17 protein-coding genes and 1 pseudogene are annotated in these 21,714 nt (G+C 42.4%); 8 read left to right on the top strand and 10 right to left on the bottom strand.

The features are described 5' to 3' along the window. Nucleotides 1-14: 14 nt before the first annotated feature. On the top strand, nucleotides 15-446 hold the full coding sequence (locus MHI35_RS18225) for a DUF4064 domain-containing protein (RefSeq protein ID WP_144458308.1): 432 nt from the start codon (nucleotides 15-17) through the stop codon (nucleotides 444-446). A gap of 45 nt (nucleotides 447-491) precedes the next feature. Here the strand turns inward: MHI35_RS18225 and MHI35_RS18220 are convergent, their stop codons facing one another. The 7 genes from MHI35_RS18220 to MHI35_RS18190 all read right to left on the bottom strand — a co-directional run bounded on the left by MHI35_RS18220 (nucleotide 492) and on the right by MHI35_RS18190 (nucleotide 10,077). Continuing rightward, nucleotides 492-1,820: a CitMHS family transporter gene (locus tag MHI35_RS18220; RefSeq protein WP_144519866.1), complete on the bottom strand. Its 1,329-nt coding sequence runs from the start codon at nucleotides 1,818-1,820 to the stop codon at nucleotides 492-494. Between the two features lie 294 nt (nucleotides 1,821-2,114). Continuing rightward, nucleotides 2,115-4,181, bottom strand: coding sequence for a beta-galactosidase (locus tag MHI35_RS18215; protein WP_211062743.1), 2,067 nt, complete (start codon nucleotides 4,179-4,181; stop codon nucleotides 2,115-2,117). Nucleotides 4,182-4,204: 23 nt separating this feature from the next. Then, nucleotides 4,205-5,413 (bottom strand): glycoside hydrolase family 53 protein, encoded by a 1,209-nt coding sequence (locus MHI35_RS18210; RefSeq protein ID WP_211062742.1) that lies wholly within the window; start codon nucleotides 5,411-5,413, stop codon nucleotides 4,205-4,207. An 11-nt stretch (nucleotides 5,414-5,424) separates the two neighbouring features. Further along, a complete protein-coding gene (locus MHI35_RS18205) occupies nucleotides 5,425-6,267 on the bottom strand; it encodes a sugar ABC transporter permease (RefSeq protein WP_144459924.1) in 843 nt (280 codons plus the stop codon). A gap of 1 nt (nucleotide 6,268) precedes the next feature. Next, complete coding sequence (locus MHI35_RS18200; protein WP_003214698.1) at nucleotides 6,269-7,507, bottom strand: carbohydrate ABC transporter permease; 1,239 nt, start codon at nucleotides 7,505-7,507, stop codon at nucleotides 6,269-6,271. Nucleotides 7,508-7,645: 138 nt separating this feature from the next. Further along, the gene (locus MHI35_RS18195; protein WP_119125607.1) at nucleotides 7,646-8,911 is read right to left on the bottom strand and encodes an extracellular solute-binding protein; all 1,266 of its coding nucleotides are present in this window, start codon (nucleotides 8,909-8,911) and stop codon (nucleotides 7,646-7,648) included. A 170-nt stretch (nucleotides 8,912-9,081) separates the two neighbouring features. Further along, entirely contained in the window at nucleotides 9,082-10,077 is a 996-nt protein-coding gene (locus MHI35_RS18190; RefSeq protein ID WP_211062741.1) for a LacI family DNA-binding transcriptional regulator, read from the bottom strand. Between the two features lie 172 nt (nucleotides 10,078-10,249). Here MHI35_RS18190 and MHI35_RS18185 point away from each other — a divergent pair, with 172 nt between their 5' ends. Then, nucleotides 10,250-11,149: a LysR family transcriptional regulator gene (locus tag MHI35_RS18185; RefSeq protein ID WP_003214942.1), complete on the top strand. Its 900-nt coding sequence runs from the start codon at nucleotides 10,250-10,252 to the stop codon at nucleotides 11,147-11,149. A 15-nt stretch (nucleotides 11,150-11,164) separates the two neighbouring features. On the opposite strand, the gene MHI35_RS18180 is transcribed toward MHI35_RS18185, so the two are convergent. The 3 genes from MHI35_RS18180 to MHI35_RS18170 all read right to left on the bottom strand — a co-directional run bounded on the left by MHI35_RS18180 (nucleotide 11,165) and on the right by MHI35_RS18170 (nucleotide 14,840). After that, nucleotides 11,165-12,841 (bottom strand): hypothetical protein, encoded by a 1,677-nt coding sequence (locus MHI35_RS18180; RefSeq protein WP_211062740.1) that lies wholly within the window; start codon nucleotides 12,839-12,841, stop codon nucleotides 11,165-11,167. A gap of 82 nt (nucleotides 12,842-12,923) precedes the next feature. Further along, the gene (locus tag MHI35_RS18175) at nucleotides 12,924-13,334 is read right to left on the bottom strand and encodes a hypothetical protein (RefSeq protein ID WP_211062739.1); all 411 of its coding nucleotides are present in this window, start codon (nucleotides 13,332-13,334) and stop codon (nucleotides 12,924-12,926) included. A gap of 12 nt (nucleotides 13,335-13,346) precedes the next feature. Continuing rightward, entirely contained in the window at nucleotides 13,347-14,840 is a 1,494-nt protein-coding gene (locus MHI35_RS18170; RefSeq protein ID WP_417892267.1) for a lipase family protein, read from the bottom strand. Nucleotides 14,841-14,941: 101 nt separating this feature from the next. On the opposite strand from MHI35_RS18170, the gene MHI35_RS18165 reads away from it, so the two are divergent. From MHI35_RS18165 to MHI35_RS18140, 6 genes and pseudogenes are all read left to right on the top strand, one after another. After that, complete coding sequence (locus MHI35_RS18165) at nucleotides 14,942-15,442, top strand: DUF1433 domain-containing protein (RefSeq protein ID WP_119125602.1); 501 nt, start codon at nucleotides 14,942-14,944, stop codon at nucleotides 15,440-15,442. A gap of 94 nt (nucleotides 15,443-15,536) precedes the next feature. Then, entirely contained in the window at nucleotides 15,537-16,472 is a 936-nt protein-coding gene (locus MHI35_RS18160) for a nucleoside hydrolase (RefSeq protein WP_211062737.1), read from the top strand. 91 nt (nucleotides 16,473-16,563) lie between these two features. Then, the gene (locus MHI35_RS18155; RefSeq protein ID WP_211062736.1) at nucleotides 16,564-17,421 is read left to right on the top strand and encodes a MurR/RpiR family transcriptional regulator; all 858 of its coding nucleotides are present in this window, start codon (nucleotides 16,564-16,566) and stop codon (nucleotides 17,419-17,421) included. Between the two features lie 184 nt (nucleotides 17,422-17,605). After that, nucleotides 17,606-19,150: a gluconokinase gene (gene gntK / locus MHI35_RS18150; protein ID WP_211062735.1), complete on the top strand. Its 1,545-nt coding sequence runs from the start codon at nucleotides 17,606-17,608 to the stop codon at nucleotides 19,148-19,150. 24 nt (nucleotides 19,151-19,174) lie between these two features. After that, nucleotides 19,175-20,503 carry a GntP family permease gene (locus MHI35_RS18145; protein ID WP_211062734.1) on the top strand — a complete coding sequence of 443 codons (1,329 nt, stop codon included), beginning with the start codon at nucleotides 19,175-19,177 and terminating at the stop codon, nucleotides 20,501-20,503. A gap of 90 nt (nucleotides 20,504-20,593) precedes the next feature. After that, nucleotides 20,594-21,690 (top strand): annotated as a pseudogene (locus tag MHI35_RS18140) (hypothetical protein). Nucleotides 21,691-21,714 lie beyond the last annotated feature (24 nt).

Below are 21,714 nucleotides of genomic sequence, written 5' to 3'. Positions count from 1 at the left end.
TAGGAGGTTTACACATGATTAGACGTAAAGGTGAAAAGATTATGGGGATTATCAGTATTGTCCTCAATGTCATTGGTGTTGGAATTGGAGCATTATTCCTCTCCATAGGTCCATCAGTGTATGATCAAATCAATGAAGTGTTACAAGAGGAAGGAGAAACATTACCAATTGAAACGCTTCAGGCTTCGGTTAATGCATTTGGTACTCAGTACATGGTTGTTTCCGCAATTGCAGCAGTGCTATCGATTGTCGGTGTGATTCTCTTGAAAACAGACCGCCGTGCCGTGATTTCAGGTGTTCTTTTCTTGGTGTCTGCTGTGACTCTTTTGATTGGAACAGTTGGCCTTGCATTCGTTCCAATGGTTCTATTGTTTATCATTGGATTGATGTCTCTTATTAGAAAGCCGAAAACAGAAGACATTCACACAAATGAATATCCTTCATAATACAAAGAAAAAGACATGCGTCGTTGTACGCATGTCTTTCTTTTTTTAAATGATACCGATCAGCATCGCCACAAACAGAAGGATAATACTGAATCCCCACATCCAAAAGAAGGAGTAGCGGATATGTTTCCCCATATCGACCCCTGCCAGGCCTACAGCGAGCCAAACAGCAGGCGCAAGAGGACTGACAAAGGTTCCGATAATATTCCCAATCATCATGGCATAAGCCGCTGAAGTACCAGATACGCCAACCTCAGATGTAATAGATTCAACAATTGGCAAAAGGGCGTAATAATAGGCATCTGTACTAGTCAGCATATCGAGCGGTACCCCAAGCATTCCAACGATAATATGTAAAAATGGCAGTAAGAAAGCTGGTAAAATGTGAATACTGTCGACCGCAATGGCTTTCAGCATCCCTGTACCTTCAAGAATTCCTAAAAATGAACCTGCGGAGAAAATAACAGCCGCCATCATTAGAGCACTAGGTGCGTGCGCCTTAATTCTTTCCATCTGTAAATTCACATTCGGAAAGTTAATCAACAGTGCCAGTGACAGGCCAATCATAAACATATAACTAGCAGGAATCACGTTGAACACGAGAAGTACTACAACACACACAAATAGAATAAGGTTCACCCAGATGAGATGATAACGCTTTAAAGAAGCGTCTCCTGTTTCGCTAATAGACTGAATGGCACGATCCCAATCGGCGCCTTCTAGTTGAACAGCAGCTACTTCGTTTGCAGCAATTTTCACCCGAATTCGTTTTTCTTCCCTCTTTCCTAAAATGAACGCCATTCCTAACACGAGCACCACCCCAATGAGCTGAATCGGAATAAGCGGCACCCAAAGTTCAGATGGATCCATATTCAAGACGCTTGCTGCCCGTCCAGTCGGACCAGCCCAAGGAATCATATTGGTTAATCCAGCACTCGTCCCAATTAATAACAGAAGCAAATAAGGACTCATATGTAATTTTTTATAAAGCGGTAGCAGTGCAGGTACAGTTAATAAAAAGGTTGTAGCCCCTGCTCCATCTAAGTGAGCAATGATCCCAATTAAAGCTGTTCCCATTGCCACTGTGACAACATTTCCTTTTGTCAGCTTGATTAATGCTTTAATTACAGGTTCAAAGAACCCTGTATCTTGTAAAATGCCGAAAAATAAAATGGCGAAGATAAACATGGTCGCCACCGGCAATACTTTGATAATTCCTTCTTCAAAAAAGGTTTGAATGTCATTTATCCCAAATCCCGCAATCAGTGCTCCTATTAAAGGCACCATGACCATAGCGACAATTGGACTTGCTTTCCCCCAAATCAGCAATACAACAATCGTTAAAATAATCAACAATCCAACAAACGTTAACATAAGACCCTCCCCCTACAATAAACCGTTTACATTTGTTTGCTCTTTTTATCACAATGCAGTCCCACAGCTGCATTGAAAAAAAGGGTATCAAAAATATGAGCATTAGGCAACCGCTTTCATACCTATACAATGGTAAAAAAGGATGGTGAATCCATTCGTGACGCGGTGTCAAACATGTCAAAAAATTTAGATAAAATATAACGCTTCAAATACATTTCTACTAATAAATATAATTATATGGGTATTTAAGATCATTAAAAAAGAAGCGTCCAATGAATGAACACTTCTTTTAAATTATTTTTTCAAGATGAGGTACTCATAAGGGTCAAGCTGAAGCTTCTCTGGCACTTGCTCGTCAGTCAGCATATTTTCATAGCTTTCCGCTGAATCTAGTGATATGTTCTGCTGCTCTTCTGTAAAATTCATCATAAATACATAGTCTTGCGACCCATCTGTTCGTTTTTGGACACTGACTCCCTCTGGAATCACCGCTGATAGGACGGGCTGTATATCCATTCCTACGATGAGGTCCTCGTAAAACTCATCATAAAAAGCTTGCTCATTTTCGGAAGCCATATAGTATGCCTTTCCATCTCCAAAAGAATGAACAGTCAGGGCTGGCTGTCCTTCGTAGCATCCATTCTCAAAATGCCCTAACACAGAGGCTGTTTCAGGATGTATGGATTCGCAATATTGCCCGACATGATAGGTGCGTCCATTCCCTGTGGTCATTAAGACATGTTCATCTGGCATCAATGTGTTGGTTTCCTCTGCCCAAATACCAAGTACATGGCGGAGAGGACCAGGGAAACCGCCGAGAAAACAAAGGTCATTTTCGTCGACCATACCGCTCCAATAGGTTGCGACAAAAATACCGCCCGCTTTAACAAAGGCTTCAATTTTTTCTGCAACGCCTGGTTTGATCATATAGAGCATTGGACCAATGAGCACACGATAGGACGAGAAATCCTTTTCCATGCCGACAATGTCAACAGGGATGCCTTTTTTCCAAAAGCTTCGATAGTGAGTTTGACAAGCCTCTACGTAGCGTTTGTTTGTATTATTTAAGCCTTGCGCATCATCAATGGCCCAGTGGTTTTCCCAATCGTATATGATGGCGACTTCTGGTTGAACGGAAGTCCCTGCGATGGGCTGCAGATGCTCCAGCTGTTTCCCTAGATCAGCGACCTCTTGAAACACGCGTGTATGCTCATGTCCAGAATGATCGACAACAGCACCGTGGAATTTCTCGGAGGCACCTCGTCCTTGGCGCCACTGGAAGTAAAGCACAGAGTCTGATCCGTGGGCAATCGCCTGTATGGCAGAAAGATGTGCCATGCCTTTATGTTTGACCTTATTCACTTCATGCCAGTTCACAAGGCTCGGTGTACTCTCCATCACGAGAAATGGCTGACCGTCCTTTAAAGAACGATATAAGTCGTGAACGAAGGCAACGTTTGACGCCAATTCAGCCGTTGTTTCCCTGCCGCTATGCCATGCTGGATAGCTATCCCATGAAATCACGTCGACCTCTTTTGCAAATTGATGATAATCGAGCCCAAGAAATGGTCGCATATGCGGGTAGTCGCCCATAAAGTTGGTGGTCACTGGGATGTGAGGCGTCAATTCCCGCAGCGGTTCAATTTCATTTTGATAAAAATTGATCGTTTGTGCTGTGACAAAGCGCTTCCAGTCTAGGTTCATTCCGTGGATCATGTGCTCTCCGTGTGGTGCAGGTGACTCGATTTGTGACCAATCATTATACGTGTGGCTCCAAAACCCCGTCCACCATGCCTGGTTTAAAGCTTCAAGGTCCTGATTGTACTTGTCTTTCAAATAGCCTCGAAATGCTTCCTGACAGAGATCGCAATGACATTCGCCGCCGTATTCATTTGAAATATGCCACATGATTAGTGCTGGGTGATCCTTGTAGCGTTCAGCGAGCAAACGATTGAGTGTATTCGTTTTTTCTCGATAAACCGGTGAGGTAAAGCAATGATTATGGCGAAGTCCATGTAAATTACGCTGACGGTTCGCTTCGACGCGCAATACCTCAGGATATGTTTGTGACAGCCAAGCAGGTCTCGCCCCGCTTGGCGTTGCAAGAATGGCGTGTGCCCCCTGTGCTGCCAAGCGGTCCATGATGTCATCCAGCCATGCAAAATCATACTGACCTTCTTCTGGCTCTAGCTTACTCCATCCGAAAATGTTGATGGAGAATGTTTGACAGTGTGCAAGCTTCATTAATCGAAAATCTTCGTCAATGATCTCCGGCATATGAAGCCATTGATCTGGATTATAATCGCCACCATGCAAAAAGCCATTCACATTTGGGTGAACGAGTGGGTAACGCTTTCTCATTTTGTCACGTCCTATCCTTATAATTACGGTGTCATTTGTTTAAATACATCTAGTGAAGGCAGTGCTTTTCCGTTGAAATCAAACATCGCCTGATTTTCCCAAGCATTTCCGACTGTACCGGTCGTTTGAATATAAGCTAGCCCATATTGACTTGACCACGGGGCGCCTTTCGCTGGAATCCAAAGCGGTTCCCAATAAAAGAATCCTTTCCCGCGATTGTTTTTCACTTGTGATATTTTTTCTGATAGATCTCGTATAAAAGATGCCTGGCCTTGAGGTGAAGCTGGGTAGCCAGCAGTATTGACTGAATCTTGGTTAAATGAGTTTTCTAGGTTGTCGCCATTTGCTGTTGTAAAACCGTAGGCAGTTTCTACCACGATGACGTCTTTTTGATAGCGGGCGCTAATGTCATTCATATTGTTAGTAAGACCGCTAAATCCCCCGTCCCAATATGGATAGTAAGATAAACCGATCGTGTCGAATGAGACGCCTCGTTTGGTGATTTCATCAAACCACCAGCGGGAGGCCCCATTGTCCCCACCATGGGCAAGGTGCAGCATGATGTTGATATTTGAATCGACAGAGCGGACTGCATGTGTGCCAGCCTTTAGCAAAGCGGCAAGCCGGTCAAATTCACCGCCGCCTTCACCCCAGCTTTTGCCGTTCGGCCACAGCATGCCTGAGTTCAATTCGTTCCCGACCTGTACCATGTTCGGCAGCGCATTTTGGGCTCTCATCGCTTTGAGTACATCTCCTGTGTAAGTGCCAACCGCTTTTACTAAATCGTTTTGTGAAAGAGATGCCCAAGCTTTCGGTTTGAACTGTTTACCAGGATCGGTCCAGAAATCACTGTAGTGAAAATCAAGTAGCACTTTCATATTTTGTGCTTTTGCGCGTTTCGATAAAGCGATGGCTGTATTGAGATCGTTTGTCCCGCCATTATAGGCACGGCCTTGGTTGTCGTATGGGTGGTTCCACAGTCTAATACGCACATAGTTGACGCCTTTTTCCTTTAATAGCTTGAGCGGGTCCACCTGTTTTCCATTCTGGTCGAAGTATTTGCCGCCACTTCTCTCCACTTCCGCAAGCATGGAGATATCTGCTCCTTTAATGAAATCACTTTGCAGTCCATTGATCGGCTGAACTGAAATTGCATCCGCTTTTGCTTCAGGTAAAATCCCTAACCCCATCAAAAAGAAAACGACAACCGTGACAAGTATCCATTTCTTCATCAAATCTCCCCTTATCCTTTTGTCCCACCTTGTGTGAGGCCGGACACAAATTGTTTTTGTAACACAAGGAACAATAAAGCGACTGGAATCGCAATGAGTAAAGCCCCGGCTGCAAAGGTCGTGTAGCTGGCCCCCATTTTGTCTGACACTAGATTGTACAGACCGATCGGGAGTGTATACATTTCGGGTGAGCGGACAATGACACTGGAGATGATGAAATCACCCAGTGGTCCTGTAAATGAGTTGATCGCGACAACCGCCAAAATGGGTTTAGCAAGCGGCATAATAATTTGGATAAAAATTCTGAAATGCCCTGCGCCATCCATTCTGGCTGATTCATCGAGATCCTTCGGAATGGCATCAAGATAGCCTTTCATTAAATACGTATTCATCGGTATTTGTCCGCCTGCATAAATCAAAATCAGTGCAAGATGGCTGTTAATCAGTCCAAGCATTTGAGCCAAAACGAAAATCGCAATCAGCGCTGAAAACTGAGGAATCATTTGCAGCAGCAAAAAGAGCATCAGCCCATTTTTCCGTCCTTTGAAACGGAATCTAGAAAAGGCATAGCCTGTAAAACTAACAAGAACCAGCGTTAACAACATTGTGGCAATACTGATCTTCATGGAGTTCCAATACCATTTTGCATAAAGTGCACCTTGACCGAAGAAGAGCTCGGTAAAGTGACTGAACGTTGGATTCTTCGGAAACATACTTGTACTCATCAGGCTGTTTCCAGGATTAAAGGAAGCACCAATTGTCCAAAGCAGTGGATATAGAATACACATGGAGGCAATGAAAAGGATAAAATAAGTAATACTCAGGCGAATGAGCTTGGTTTGTTTTGATCCCATATCACATCATGTCCTCCTCTTTGAATGAATTCGTTCTCTTAAACTGCCAGAGTGCAATGGCGATGACAAAGATTGAAAGTAAAATCGTGACAGCCGCAGCGAGTGCATATTGAGAGGACTGCATCGTGAGTTTATAAATCCAAGACACCAAGATGTCCGTTCCCCCAGCGGTTGATCCTGCAACAGGCGGTCCCCCGCCATTAAATAAGTAGATGATATTAAAGTTGTTAAAGTTAAACGTATATTGTGTGATGAGGATGGGAGCAATCGAATAGAGAACAAGCGGTAATGTGATGGACCGGAATTTCTGAAAAAAATTGGCTCCATCAATGGTCGCAGCCTCATATAAATCCTCTGGAATCGCCTGCAAAACGCCTGTTGTCATAATGAAAACGAAAGGAAAGCCAAGCCAAGTCTGCATCGCAATGAGGGCAATTTTGCTCCAAAATGGATCTGTTAGCCATGGTTTTGGATCAATCCCTATCGATGCAAAAAGTGTATTGTTAATGGCCCCAAATGTATCATTGAACAATCCAGCAAACACCAAAATCGTCACAAAACCTGGAACAGCCCAAGGAAGAATTAAAATGGTTCTGAAAAACCGTTTTCCCTTTAAATCCTTCTGATTGAGCAGAACCGCTAAAAAGATGCCGAGGGCACATTGAAGGGTCGACGCAGCCAAGGTCCATACGACGGTCCAGCCAAGTACATCAATGAAGGTGTCTCTCCAAATATCAATGGAAAAGATATTTTGAAAGTTCTTAATCCCTACCCAGTCAATCAGATTGGCAGGAGGCGAGTGGTATAAATCATAGTTTGTAAAGGCAAGCGCAAAGCTGAACATAATAGGAAAGACAACAGAAAATAGAAGTAAAAAGAAAGCAGGAGTGCTCATTAAGTAAGGGAAGCCTTGATCGATGAGCTGATGATATTGAGCACGGATGGAATGAAGTGGTACCCCTTGATCCCGTTTCTTTCCATTCATAAAAGCATCACGCATCATGAGGACGTAAAAGCCGATACCAAAACCAGCTGTTAACAGCGCAATAATCCCCTTCGCTAAAAGAAAAACAGAGTTGTCACGAGGTAGCATCGTCCCAAGCGTGAACAGTCCCCAGAAGCCAATATTGAATAGATCATAAAATACAATCAAAAAAGAGACGCCGAACAGGAAAAAGAGTGCCCCTTTGCCGTACTGTTTGTTGTATATCTGCCCCATTCCGGGTATAAAGGAGAACATTAGCGCCCGTCTCCGGTGTGTCTTTGATTCCACTATGTGTGTGCGGTCTAGTTCAAGGTTACCCGTCACGTCTAACACCTACTTCATATGAAATTAGATCAACTACGGGCAGTTTGATAGACTACCCGCATTTGATGGTTATTTGGAGTGATTTGCTTTAATTTGAGAGTCGATTTGATTGACGGCATCATCAAATGCCTTTTTCACATCTGTACGACCAGTTGCAATGAGTCCTAAAGCACTATCAATCGGCTTCCACACCTCTGCCATTTCAGGATTGTTCGGTGTCAGTGTGGCATATTTCGTTTGTTTTGAAATTGCATCTGCGTTGGCGTTTTCTGTGATGACTGGATCTTTCATCAGCTTTTTCACTGGTGGAATTTCCTCTGTCACTTCAAAGCGCTTCTTCGCATTTTTTTCGTTCGTGATAAATTCAACAAATTTCTCAGCAAGTTCTTTATTTTTAGAATAAGAGGAGACGTTGTAGCTCTTGACACCTAAGAATGAGCTCATATGTTTTCCGTTAGGGAGTGTTGGCAGTTCGGTCACACCATAATCAATCCCAGCTTCCTTATATGGACCGAATGACCATGGACCAGAAATGACAGCAGCGGCCTTTTTCTCTGTGAATAAGGAGTTGAGGACATTGATTCCTTGTTCCCCAATGATGCCTTTTGGGAAAAGTCCTTCGCTAAAGAATTTTTGAACATATTCTCCACCTTGAATAGCGCCATCGTTGTTCAGACCAATATCATTCACATCATAAGAGCCGTCGCTTTTCTGCTTGAAAATATAGCCTCCAGATCCGCCTAAAACACTTTGTGCGTAGTAAATCTCATCCCATTTTGCAACAAAGCCGTACTTTCCGTCTTTTGTCAGCTTTTTCGAAAGATCATACCAGCCATCAAGTGTCGTTGGTGCCTTTTTGACAATATCTTTATTATAAAAAAGCACTGTCGTTTCAACTGATTTAGGAAGACCGTACAGCTTGCCGTCTACCGTTTGTGATTGAATCGATTCGTCTGTGAAGGAGTCGATCACTTTTTGATCTGGCTTCATTTCCTGTAATAGCCCCTCAGTGACAGCTGATCCAATTTGATCGTGAGGCATCGTGATGACGTCTGGACCTGTCCCAGCTGCTCCATCTAGACGCAGAGCTTCAATTTGATCGGCATAAGCTTTTTCGACCACTTTGATTTTCACATTATGTTGTTTTTCGAACTCTTTTACAGCGTCTTGAATCCCATCAGATTTTTTGACGTCTTCCCACACTAGCAAGGTCTTTGTACCTGTAGATGCTGGCTGTGATCCGCTTGAATTGTCATCTCCTGGTCCGCAAGCCGAAAGCAGAAGTACAGCAGTCCCAACGACTGCTGATAATGTCGCCCATTTTCCCTTTTTCATGAATAATCCCCTCTCGTTCTTTTTTCACAGATGATAAGAAAACGCTTTCTTAATGTGAGAATATCAACTTAAGTAAAGAAAGTAAACACATTTTATTAAATTTATTAAGTAAATTTTTTTACTCTTATAAAGAAAAGAAGCCCTCCACATTGGACGGGGCTTCCGCTTGTTTATATCGTACTTTTTCGAAAGACTGGTTCTGAGGCAATCAGTACAGTTTTCGGTAATGTTCTGCCGTCTACAAGTCTTTCTAACAGTAAATCGACTGCTGTTTCACAAAGCAAAGACGTGTGGATATGATACGTGGTGAGCGGTGGTGACACATATTGAGACACATGAATATCGTTGATACTAAAGACGCTCACGCGGTTCGGAAGAGGAACTCCCCGTTCGTTTAATGCTTGTAAGCAGCCGATGGCAAGAGGATCACTAGCGACACAGAATGCGGATGGCAAGTCATCGCCAAGCTCATCAATCGCCTTCATCATCAGCGCATAACCTTCATCCACTGAGAAATGGTGACCGACATAGACCAATCGCTCATCAAGAACATTGTGAGCCTTCATATAATCACGGAAGGTTGTTTCGCGAATATCAGGAATATGCATATTCGTATTCAGGTCTAGGTCTGTGCCACCAACGAATCCAATGGATGTGTGTTCTTGTTCAATAAAAGAATCGATGATCTTTTCAACAATTCGTTTCAGGTTTGGCTTTACTGAATCAAAACGGTCTTCATCTGGTGACGTATCAATAAAAACGATATGTTGGGTGATCGCATATAATTGATCAAGCTCTGATCTTTTAAATCGGCCGATGGCGATGATCCCTTCTGTAGAAGGATCAATGGAGTGAAGTCCATCAGCTGGATTGTAAGCGGTGACATTTAAGCTCCGAGTATTCGTAAGTTCCTCGATGCCTAGACGAATGGATTTAAAATAAATATCTTCAAGCTCTTCCTTTTCGGTCATCCAATAGAGAAAGGCGATTTTTTTTAATGAATGTTTGAATGTTTTCTTTTGATAGGACAAAGCTTCAGCGGCGGCGTATACTTTCTCACGTGTTTGATCCGTGACAGATAGGTTAGGATCTTGGTTCAGTACGCGAGATACAGTCGCAATGGATAATCCAGCTTTTTCAGCAATGTCCTTTATTTTAGCTGCCAAATCAGCACCTCCTATAGAAAATATCTCCTTCTAGTATAGAGTCTTTAAAAAAATTAGTAAATATTTTTATTATATTGTTTTCAGTTAAGCGCTTCTTTACGCACTGAGAAGGAATTAGTAAGATATATATATGAAAGGTTTTGGATTAAGATTTCTGATAGGAGAGGGACCGATGTATTACGATGCACTGAAGACATTTGTGACAGTTGTGGAAGAGAAAAACTTTACAAAGGCAGCCCAAAAGCTGCGAATTTCTCAGCCAAGTGTCAGTCTTCATATTAAGAACTTGGAGCAGGAATTCCAGACCGTTCTGCTCAATCGTTCGCCAAAGCAATTAACTGTTACACCAACTGGGGATATGCTGTACCATCGATCAAAACAAATCATTCGTTTATATGAACAGGCGAAGCAGGATATTTATGAGCATCATCATCTAGCAAGAGGGAAGCTGACAATCGGGGCGAGTTTTACGATTGGAGAGTACGTGCTGCCGCAAATATTGGCAGAGTTTCATCAGCTCTATCCGCATGTGGACATTGAGGTGGTCATTGATAACACAGAGGCGATCGCCAGTCACGTCCGCTTATTCCATGTCGACATCGGTTTGATCGAAGGACAGACGAATGACAAAGAATTGACAGTAGAAACTTTTCTAGAAGACGAGCTCTATATCGTCGCGCCATTAGATCACCCCTTTGCTAAGAAAAAGGATGTCACCATTGATCAATTGCAAAACGAAACATGGATCACAAGAGAAGAGGGATCAGGTACCGGGGAATACTTACAGCACGTCCTGAAATCAAATGGACTGAAAGCTCGGACCTTTGTGACGTTTAGCAGCAACCAAGCGATTAAAGAAGCTGTGATTCATGGTATGGGGCTTTCTGTTTTATCGAAATATGTGCTCCAGCGAGGCAGCATTGGCGGTGAACTGGCTGTCATTTCTGTGAGAGGAATGGATTTCAAACGAAAATTCTCCTATGTCGAGTCACCGATGACAGGGGGAAATAAAAATAAAGAATTGCTTGTTGAGTTGTTAAGGAAAGAGAGAAAAGACGCTTCTCCTCAGTAGGAGAAACGTCTTTTTTTATAACCCTTTGATGTTGATTTCATCAACTGGAAGGAAAATTTCACCCGTATCTGTGTATTTCATGGTAACCTGATCGCCCTCTTTTAAATAAATGACGAGAGGTTCTTTTTCAGATGACATGGTGTAGCTTTTTCCATCGTCTAGTAGGAAGGTGACGGTTGTATAATCGCCGGTCTTTTCTTTATACACTCGTTTAACTTTCCCTGTCGTTTCTTTCTTTTCCTGCTTAGAGGAACTGTTAACGGTACCGCCGCCTTTTTGAAGAGCTGTCTTATAGGCTCTCAGTGCTTCGTTTGGGGTAGAAGCGTACGCAGCGATTTCAGGATTGGCTGCAGACACGATAAAGTAGTTTTGCAGGAATCCATTTGAATCGAGAACCGGTGTGAGCCAGCTGGCTTCTCCATAGAAATTATACAGAATCGGCATGCGGCCTTTCCATTTCTTTTCGATGAAACGTTTCTCAATAATTTGCAGAGCGCCTTGAGAATCCATGTAGGACGCTTCAAGATTTCCGGTATAATAAGTCGCTTTTCCTGTTCGGGCATTTGTCAGGGCGTATCCAAGCATCGAATCAACGCCCTCTTTCGGACTTGTGAAATCTGTGAAGTAGTACATATCTCCTTTTGAATCAAATACTGGACTCACATTGGCTTCTGTTCCTTCATCTGAAGGCAGCTTCACATCTGACTTTCCAAACATACTGTTCCAGAACCCGTGAATATAGTTTCCAAAATAGCTGTTTTGCAGACTAACGGCCTCTGGTGAAACAGCGCCATCAATAAAAGCAGGTACTTGATCTAGCGAATATTTCTTCGTTGCACCTGTTTTGGCATCAACAACGACTACGCCGGAAGCTTTAAAGCCGTTTCGAGCAGAGATAAAATCGCCATACGTGCGAATGTAATAAGGCTTTCCATCATCATTGATCTCCAGCTGTGTGTCGCCGTAGAAAATCAAATCAGGGTATTGAAGGCGAATATGTCTTTCAATTTCTTTGTTGAAATAAGAGGAAGGTGTGTAGACCATCTCTGTTTTCACAAACTTTGGATTGGCAGATGAGTCGGTCGCACTTAATGTAAAGTAACCAGGTGTACTCCCTGAACGAATCCATTTAAAGAAATCCGAGAATTCCACTGGGGCGATGTATACATACTCACCGTTGACCTTCTGGATTTGCAGACTGCCAAGCTCATAGTAGCTTGTATTCGGAACCTGTCCGAACGATTTCTTCATTTTGTTTCGCGCAAATTGAGGCGGGACACTCGCAGGTGTTTCCGTCTCATCAAACGCTTTGATTTCGACCTTTTGATCCATTTTGGAGACATCAAATTTCTCATTCGCATTAAATAGAAAAGCTGTCGCCATATAAATGCCGAGCAGTAAGAGAATAAGAAACAGCACGCCTTTGATCTTACGCTCCAATCCAACTGATAAAAAGGCGCCTGCTGCTGTCACAACAAGTCCAATCAACCAGAGGGATGAAGGATTACGATCCAAATTGGTGATGTAATAGAAAACAAAAATACCGATCATAAACAGCAAAGCAAGGCCTGCAATCCACATAAGCGGAACCTGCTGTTCTGTTCCTTTCTTTCTAACGATCAACCTGAGCGGTGTGAGCAAGAGGGTCAAGACAAGACCGATCACAACCGAAAATAACAAAATATATCCCACAAACAGATCTCCTTTCAAATCAATCACTCTTTTAGTATATACGAGTGAGATGGGGAAAAGATTCATCGAACAGAAGGTTCATCTAAATGCCAATCGAGTCAATGGCGGATTGAACATCTTCTTTCAGTTCGTAAAACTTGAGTCTTTGTTCGATTTTCTCTGTTAAGGCGTCAATGGCTTGTCCTGACATATGCGAATGAATATGCTTGTGATGTTTATACACTTTGTTCTGAAGTTCATCAATGAGATCTAAAATTTTTCCCGCTTCTTGTCGGTCTTCTGCAAATTCAAGTTGAAGCTGATGCCGGATGGCTCTAATTAGCGCTGTTTTCTGCTCTTCTTTAATCTTTGCTTTCAAAGCAGCCAGCTCTGCAGGTGTCATGTCTTCAGTGTGAAAGTTTGCTTGAGAAAAAACGGAGCTTGATGTATGCGTATCTGTCATTCGTTGCAAAAAACGGTCTGCATCTGTTGGTTGTTTCTTTGAAAATTCCATTCCTCGTTCTCCTTATGAAATGCCCATATTCTTTGCTAGGGCTGTATCTGCATCATGGTATTCTTTACCTAGCTGGCTCATATCATCTGATATTGAGTCCAACCACCTTTTTATATTCATCGCGCTATCAATCGCTGTATCATACTCTTTGACGGAATAGAACTCATTCTCAAGTCCCTCCGTTTTTAAATGACGAATCACGGCATCCACATCAGAAGCCGTCAGCTGATCATAGGAACCAAAGCCAACGATCTGTTTGTATCTCGAGCGTACCCGTTCCACAGACTGATCCACTTTGTCATCGAGCTTCTCGATTTTGCGAATAATTTGCTGCATATGGTGCTCGGCATATGTCGAGAATTTACGACCTGTGTTCATGAGAACATGGGACTTGATTAAAATTGCCACCACACTTTGCGAATGAACATTCGACTGACTCAATTGATGTAACATGGCGGCAGTGAGAGAAGGGTTTTTTCTCAACATATCATCAATGGTTTCAACGGAGCCATCTGATGAAAAGGCATACCGATCTAAGCCATGGCTGCCAGCAATGGCTTCAAGAAACAAATTTGCATCCAATGAAGGATTAACGCTCATTGCCCGATTGAGGAGATTTTTCATAAATTGGACGGCTTTGGAGGGGTCCTCGGAGTAATCGACGCCTTCAGGTAAAGCGGCATCATACATCACTTTCACACGACCGATTTCTGTCGTATGTCGATTTAAAAGAGAAAGCCCGTCATTGAGATTGATATATTCTGTTAATTTACTACGGTAATCACCTTTTAATGCTTTGGCTTGAAGGCCATCCGATAGATTGGGGTAAATATTCGGATTCTCAAAGGTGACCCCGCCTTTAATAAAATCATTTTTAACAAGAACATATGACGCATTCGATCCGCCAAGTGAATGCCCTGTCACATACATCTTGGCATTTGGCATTTTCTTATGTATTTCTTTCGCATACCGATCCGCTTGAACCATTTGATTCTCTGCACCATGTTCAAAGGGAATATTCTTAATCAAATACTTTGTATCTGATATCAACCAATCTTGCACAATCTCATTTGTATAGGTCGTTGTCCCTGTCGTCACCTTCGTCGTGATTTCCTTTGACGTCTGTGACTGACGAAACGGAGGCAGCTTCGTCAAAATGGTAGAAAGAAGATCATCTGACTCTTTTTTTCCATGTTTTTTAATGGTATCTTTATATTGGCCTGCGCCAATCGGTTCTGACCCGCGGTAGGCGATGACGGCGTTTTTGATTTTGGTGAGGTCTTTGCCTTTACCGGATCTAATAAAGTCATCTTTTGATACAAGAGTTAGTGAGTTAAGCCCTTTTTCTGTTTCTTTATAGTCAACCACATACATTTTCCTGCCATGGCTTATAACTATGTCACTAGACTTCTTGTAATTATCTATTTTATAAGATGCATTGGAAATAAAATTATAGTCTTTGTCGTTAAGCTGAAAGCGGGATATGTTTTTAGACAAAATTGTCACTCCTGTAATATTTATCTTAAATATTATAAGTTAAAATATAATAAATATCTATAAGAAGAGCGAATCTATCAATTAAAATATTTAAAGGTGGATATTTTTTAATGAAAAACACATTGAAAATTGTATTTATTTTGTTTACTATCGTTATCATTTTGGTAGTGGCACTTATACTACAACAAGTTAAGGAAAAAAAATCAAGTGATTCAGGAGGTAAGAGTACCGTGCAAGAGAAAAGCGATCAAGAAAAGGCCGAAGAATTCGCAGAAAAGATGAAACCAAAAATTGAAGAACGTTTACATGAAGAAGATATTCACAATTTTATCAAAACCATCACATTTAAAAAAAATGTATCTATAAGCCCTATGGGTTATGTCACAGTTGATGGATATATAAATAATGAGCCTGATAAATATCATTTTTCTGCATCATTAATATACAAATCTAATGAAATAGGTTCGATGAGTCATTCCCCTGATTTATCAGATCGCTTTATAGACTGGGATGAATATAAAGATGAACCTAAAGTTAAAGAGGATTATCTTAAAAGCTTCACCGAAAAAGAACGCGAACAATATCTGAAAGACATTGGAGAAAAAGAGTAATAAGATCAACCTGGTAATGTTCCCTAAATAGTTGAAACAAGCATATGCTATCATTCCCCTAACAACACTTTCAAATAAGGGAGAGATTTCAATCATGGCAAATAAAAAGAAATTGATCTTAGATGTAGACACTGGAATCGATGATGCCATCGGGATATTGCTTGCAGTGAAAAGTAATCGGTTTGATATGTTGGGGATTACAACGGTGTGTGGGAATGTGTCTGTCGATGCGGCTACATTGAATACGTGTAAAGTACTTGAGCTGGTTGAGGCAGCTGATATTCCTGTCATCAAAGGTTCAGCAACGCCTCTTTTAAGAGCGCCTCATTATGAACATCGGGTGCATGGAGAGGATGGGATTGGCGGCGCTTTAAAGGATGTCGAGCCTAAGAAGACCGCAGATGCTGGTTTTGCGTCTGATTTTATCATCGACCAAGTGATGCAGTATTCGAAGCAGGTTACGCTTGTGTTGACAGGACCTTTAACGAATTTAGCCCTTGCAGTGAAAAAGTGTCCTGAGCTGATTCATCATGTGAAAGAAGTCATTTTTATGGGTGGTGTCGTGCAGGGTCAGGGGAATGTCACGCCGGTAGCGGAATTTAATACATATGCAGATCCAGAAGCGGCAAAGATAGTGCTGAATGCAGGGTTCCCTTCATTGACTCAAGTGGGATTAGATGTCACGAGACAGGTCTTGCTTACGGATGAAAGAATCAATGCGATTCAGAATGAAACGTTAGCCCATTATATTAGAGAGAGCACAAGCATTTACCGTCAGCGCTATTTTGAGCGGAATGGTGTGTGGGCATGTGCCATGCATGATCCGCTTGCTGTCAGTCTCGCCATTGACAAGCAACTCGTGAGCACACAGGCTTTTCATGTGGACGTCGAGACAAAGAGTGAGTTTTGTGATGGACAGATGATCTGTGATTTTCAGCATCAATGGAAGAAAGAGCGCAATGTTCAAGTATGTACGGATGTAGATGCTGACGCTTTCTTTGATTTATTGATCAACACAATGAACGCTTAAAAAAGAAGTCTGTGCAAACAGGCTTCTTTTTTATAAGATGAGAACATGAGGAAATGTATGCGTTCACATCAATAGGGAGGAGTGAAGTCAATTGGCTTCTGTTAGTTTAAGTAGTATTGAAAAAATACGAGCAGCAAGCAGAGGATTGCCGCCAAAGCTCAAAGCAATTGCAGAGCATATTACGAGTGAGCCCCGCGACATCATCCATTTGTCTATTGTCGAGCTTGCGAAAAAAACTGCAAGCTCAGAGGCAACGATTTTTCGTCTTTGTAAAAGGCTTGGATTTGAGGGCTTTCAAGATTTGAAGATTGCTATTGCCCAGGAAATAGACCAAACAAAGCCTAATTATGTAGATGAAGAAATGAGTCTTGATGATGATATGGCTGTTTTTATGCAAAAGGTTTTTCAGACGAATATATCTGCATTAAAGGATAGCTTTCAATTGTTGAATCCAGGGGATGTGGAAAAGGCCATACATATCATTCATGAAGCAAAACGCTTAGAGTTTTATGGGAGTGGTGGGTCTGGCCTCATTGCAACAGACGCTTTTCATAAATTTATGAGGACAGGCATCAACTGTATTGTTCACACAGATTCTCACTTTCAAGCGATGTCTGCTGGTCTTCTTGATCAGCATAGTACAGTGATCGGTATTTCTCATTCTGGACGTAATAAAGATTTGCTCGATGCGATGAAAACTGCAAAGAGCAAAGGAGCTAAAACCATTGGTATTACAAGCTATCAACGTTCTCCATTGAGCCAGCTTGCAGATGTCACGTTGTATACAGCAACGCAAGAAACGGCTTTTCGAACAGAAGCAATGTCCGCAAGACTTGCTCAGCTGACGGTCATTGACGTTCTATATTTTGCACTTGCTCACTTAAGGCAGCAGGAGACAATAACAAATTTAAAGCAAATGCGAGAAACCATTTCACAAAAAAGGGTGTGATGGTTCTAAAAATAAATTTTTCTGATAATGAAAAATGCTGTTGTGGTAACGATTGTGAGCTTTTTACTGAAAATAATTTTCTTTTCAGTCGTTGAATGTCGAAAAAATTATTTTTATAATGGGATTTAACAGGCAATTTAAAACTACATATGTGACTTCAAATCAATGATTGGGCGTGATACAGATGAAGGGGAACCAGGCGGTAATTGGTTTGGATATTGGAACAACAAGTACAAAGGCGGTTCTGTTTGGACCTCAGGGGAAAGTATTAGCGAAGCATTCAGTTCCTTATGAGCTCATTCAGCCCCAGCCAGCATGGGTTGAGCAGGACCCTGAGAAGATATTAGAAGCCGTCATTGCAAGTGTAAGAGGTGCATTGACGAAAGCAGCATTTGATAAAGAAAATCTGATAGGCATCGGAATAAGTACAGCGATGCATTCCTTAATTGTGATGGATCAGGATGGAAAGACGTTAACGAACAGTATCATTTGGGCTGATAACAGAAGTGCAGAACAAGCGAAACGAATTAAATCAGATATGGATGGCTTCCACATTTATAAAAGGACAGGTACACCGATCCATCCAATGTCACCGCTTTCGAAAATACGTTGGATGAAAGAAATGGCACCGGATGTCTTCAAGAAGGCAGCAAAATTTATTTCGATCAAAGAATATATTCTTTATCATTTCTTCGGTCAGTATGTCGTCGATTATTCAATCGCTTCAGCAACGGGACTGTTCCAATTGGAAACGCTTCAATGGGATGAGAAGGCGCTTCGTATTGCTGGAATTGAAGAGAGTCAACTATCTGAGCTTGTTCCAACGACGTATCAACTGAGAGGACTTCAGCCAGAGATTGCACTGCGCATGGGCATTAGAGAAGATACACCATTTGTCATTGGTGCGAATGATGGTGTTCTAGCGAATTTAGGTGTGGGTGCGATTGGTCAAGGAGAGGTGGCGGTTACGATTGGGACAAGCGGTGCGGTCCGTACAGTTGTAGAAAAACCAATCACAGATGAGCAATCAAGAACGTTCTGCTATGCCCTGACAGATAAGCATTGGGTTGTAGGAGGACCGACCAATAATGGTGGGATCATGCTGAGATGGTTGAAGGATGAATTCGGGTCATCAGAGGTGGAGGTAGCAAAGCGTCTAGGGGTGGACCCTTACGATCTGATGATGGATATCGCGGAAAAGGTTCCAGCTGGTTCTGAGGGTTTGCTGTTTCTGCCATTTTTATCAGGTGAGCGAGCACCTTATTGGAATCCAAATGCGAGAGGCACCTTCTTTGGAATCGGCCTTCAGCATAAGCGGGAGCATTTTATTAGAGCTGTGTTAGAAGGCGTCATTATGAGTGTTTTCTCGATTGGTGTTGCCTTAAGAGATTTAACCGGTTCAGCAAAGGATGTCAGAGCTTCGGGCGGGTTTGCACGATCTCCGCTATGGCGGCAAATTTTAGCGGATACGATGGGTAGAGAAGTGCTAGTTCCAGAAAGTTACGAAGCGTCAGCACTTGGGGCGGCAGTCCTTGCACTTTATAGTTTAGGTCATATGGAAGAGATAGAAGAGGTTCAAGAGTGGATTCGAATCTCTGCTCGTCATGAACCTAATATGAAGAACAATGAAACTTACATAGAGCTGTTTTATTTATATGAGCGCCTCTACGACAAACTGAAGGATGAATTTGATGTCATTAGCGCGCTGCAATTAAAACAAAATCGTTAAACATCAGGGGAAAGGTGGGAGAACATGCTTTTATTCATCGTGATTGCGGCGATTGTCCTTTTACTCATTCTCATTACAGTCGCTAAGTTGAATCCGTTTGTGAGCTTAATTATTACTTCGATGCTAGTGGGCTTTGCGACGGGGATGGATTTGCAGGAAATCATTCAATCAATTAAAACGGGATTAGGCAATACGTTATCATTGCTGGCTATTGTTCTAGCGCTTGGTACCATGCTTGGAAAAATGATGGCTGAATCAGGGGGAGCAGAACGAATAGCTCAAACTTTAATCGGCCGGTTTGGAACGAAAAATGTACATTGGGCAATGATGTTTGTTGCATTTATCGTGGGGATACCTGTCTTTTTTCAGGTCGGTTTCGTTCTTCTCATTCCTTTACTTTTTACAATTGCCATTGAAACAGGCATTTCGCTCGTGACCATTGGCATCTCGTTAATCGCTGGCTTGTCTGTTGTGCATGGGTTAGTTCCGCCTCATCCAGCGGCAATGGCAGCCGTTGGTATCTATCATGCCAACGTGGGGAAAACCATTTTCTTCTCTATTATTGTGGGATTGCCGACAGCGATTATTGCTGGACCGCTTTATGGTAAGTGGATTGGAAAACGGATACATAAACCCGTTCCGGAGATGCTGAGAAAGCAATTCACTGAACGAAATGAAGATCGAAAACTCCCAGGCTTTGCGAATACGATGTTTACCATATTGGTGCCGGTGATTCTGATGCTTCTTGCCACATTGGCGGACATTATCTTACCAGAGGACAATATGTGGTTCCAAGTATTCAAGTACATCGGAGATCCAATAACAGCACTGCTGATTGCAACGGTTTATTCTTTCTTCAGTCTTGGCTTTATGCAAGGGATGAGCCGTGACAGGGTGCTTTCCTTTAGTAATGAGTGCTTAGGTCCGATCGCCTCCATCTTGCTTGTCATTGGAGCAGGCGGAGCTTTCAACAATGTGCTCATTGATTCAGGTGTTGGTGATTATATTGCAGATTTAGCCAAACACTCGCCGATTTCACCGATTTTGCTTAGCTGGCTGATTGCTGCGGTGATTCGGGTGGCAACAGGATCTGCGACGGTATCTATGATGACAGCAGCAGGGATTGTAGCGCCAATTGCTGCAACGATGCCGGATGTAAGCAGAGAACTGCTTGTGTTAGCAACAGGAGCAGGTTCGTTAATTTTATCTCACGTCAATGACTCTGGTTTTTGGCTGATCAAGGAGTATTTTGGTATGACCATAAAAGAGACGTTTTTGACATGGACGGCTATGGAGACGATCATTTCCGTTAGTGCTATTGCATTTATTATGATCATTAATATGTTTATATAGCGAACAACAGCCTGGTTCTTTGGAATTGGGCTGTTTTTGCGTGTTGTGATACCACTTTCTTCAGATTGGGGTAAAATAATGATATTGAGAATGTGGGAGGCGGACACGATCGAACCATTAAAACATGTGTACAATGAATTATTTATCCAAGAATTAGCTGAGAAACTTGCGCAGGTTTCGTCTGAATTTGATGCTGAGCCATTCAAGCGGCTCGTATTTCAAGAGGATTGGCAGCAGCTTGAGTTAAAAGGGCGGATGAGAAGAGTCACTGAATCGATGCATGCCTGTCTGCCGGCAGATTATGAGAAGGCAATTGAGATACTGCGTCAGGCAGCCCCGCATTTTTCAGGGCTTAGTGCGCTCGTATTTCCAGATTACGTCGAGACGTACGGCCTTGCACATTGGGACCTCTCGATCAAAGCGCTCGAATTTTTCACACCCTTTTCCACTTCTGAATTTGCTGTTCGGCCATTTCTGATTCAAGATCAAGACAAAATGCTGGCGCAAATGCTCGTATGGTCTCAGGATCAAAATGAGCACATACGGAGGCTAGCTAGTGAAGGTTGTAGACCACGTCTGCCATGGGGCTTATCTGTTCCTTCACTTAAAAAGAACCCCTTGGTCACGCTGCCCATTTTGGAAAAGACCCGTCGCGGTATGTGCAAAAAAGTGTAGCGAATCATTTAAATGATATTTCTGCAATTCAGCCAGATTTGATGAAGCAGACGGTTCAAAACTGGTATGGAACCAACGAACTTACGAACTGGATTGTTAAACATGCATCCCGTACTTTACTCAAAAAAGGAGATCCAGCTATTATGGCGTTGTTTGGGTATGGGGACGATCCATCCGTTCATGTAACGGATTTGAAGATCGTACAAAACCCTATTCGGATCGGTGAGAAAATCACTTTTCATTTTACCCTACAAGCCGATAAGCCGTTAAAGCTGCGTGTAGAGTATGCCATTGACTATGTCAAAGCTCGGGGGACCCGCAATCAAAAAGTATTTAAAATCACAGAGTTTGAAACAGGCGCAACGTTACATAGAGGATTCGTCAGATCACAATCTTTTCAAAACATGACGACGAGAAAACATTATGAAGGAACCCATACATTAACAATTATCATCAACGGTATCCCAAAAGCGTCGATTGATTTTGAAGTGACAGAAGATAGCTACTCATGAAAAAAACCCGCCTCAATGGCGGGT

It is taken from the genome of Bacillus sp. FSL K6-3459, assembly GCF_038003305.1.
GTDB lineage: Bacteria > Bacillota > Bacilli > Bacillales > Bacillaceae > Bacillus > Bacillus pumilus_O.
The sequence above is the reverse complement of the archived record's forward strand: the minus strand, read 5'-3'. Positions and strand labels throughout refer to the sequence as shown.